This window comes from Protofrankia sp. CiP1_Cm_nod4 (assembly GCF_982290645.1).
Genome location: NZ_CEVIVC010000080.1, coordinates 15,569 through 16,556 on the forward strand (window position 1 = coordinate 15,569; position 988 = coordinate 16,556).

Sequence of the window (988 nt, forward strand, 5' to 3'; positions counted from 1 at the left end):
CCCCAAAGCACCGGTAGGTAGCCACACGCATCCTCACGAACGACGATATGGGTCGATGGACGTCCGGGCATCGGTGGAGATCAGCGTGAGTTTGTCGTTGTGTACGCTTTTGCGGCCAAAAAGAGTATACAACGACAAAATTATGCCGATCATGGTCTGTGCGGGTGGTTGTGGATGGGATTCGTGCTGCTTGATCAGTGTTTTAAGATCCAGGTGACTCGGAGCGCGGTAATGGTGAGCAATCGGTCTTCGATGCTGTATGTCAGCAGTCCGTACCCGAAGACCGCCCGCCACAGTTCGGTGCGCTTGTTGTAGGTGCCCTGACGATAGGGGTCGTCGACCAGCCGGTTCAGGAGAGCGTCAAGCTCATGGCGGCCCTCGGGGGGTAGTGTGTCACGCTGTTGCTCGGCGTAGGTGACCCAGCGGATCGTGTATCTGGCCATTGGTCACCTCCGGATCCCCGGCTGGGTATGAGGTGGTCGCTCCGAGCACGGTGGGGTCTCCGGCCGCTATGCGTCGACGGTCCGCGAGAGCGCCGGTTTCGATCTCTGGGTTGGCGGTGAGCACCGCCTGCCCCCACCACTTGTCGATCACCACGCTCACCGGGTCGAGGTTGAGGGTGTTGTCCGCCTCCGCCAGCGCGATCCGCAGTTCCGCCACGAACATGTCGCGATCGTCTGGACGGAGCGCATCGCGGATCGCGGGCCCGTTCTTCTCAACGCGGTTGCGGACCCCGTAGATCGGGATGGTGTCGGCCATGCGATCCATTGTTCCACCCCGTAGGTGGAGCAACGGGGAGGAGAAGTGGTCGCCCGTGTGATCCGCTGTTCCCGTCGACAGGGCAGGTCAGCAGAACGGTTGCCGCCCGCCGGTCGCGGCGCGGGATGCGATCGACCTCGTCACAACCCAGACAGGGACCTTCGCCGAGGGCTGGGCCAGCGGCGGTGGGTAGGTGGGAGATCGCTTGGGTGTGCTACTCGTGGACGAC

The 988-nt window shown here is 62.8% G+C and carries 2 protein-coding genes; both read right to left on the reverse strand.

Annotation, left to right across the window (positions count from 1 at the left end; genetic code table 11):
* Positions 1–194: 194 nt before the first annotated feature.
* The gene (locus tag AC5LSR_RS15585) at positions 195–443 is read right to left on the reverse strand and encodes a hypothetical protein (protein WP_250285311.1); all 249 of its coding nucleotides are present in this window, start codon (positions 441–443) and stop codon (positions 195–197) included.
* Positions 394–759, reverse strand: coding sequence for a DUF6247 family protein (locus AC5LSR_RS15590; protein ID WP_250285310.1), 366 nt, complete (start codon positions 757–759; stop codon positions 394–396). Before AC5LSR_RS15590 ends, AC5LSR_RS15585 begins: the two co-directional genes overlap by 50 nt.
* Positions 760–988 lie beyond the last annotated feature (229 nt).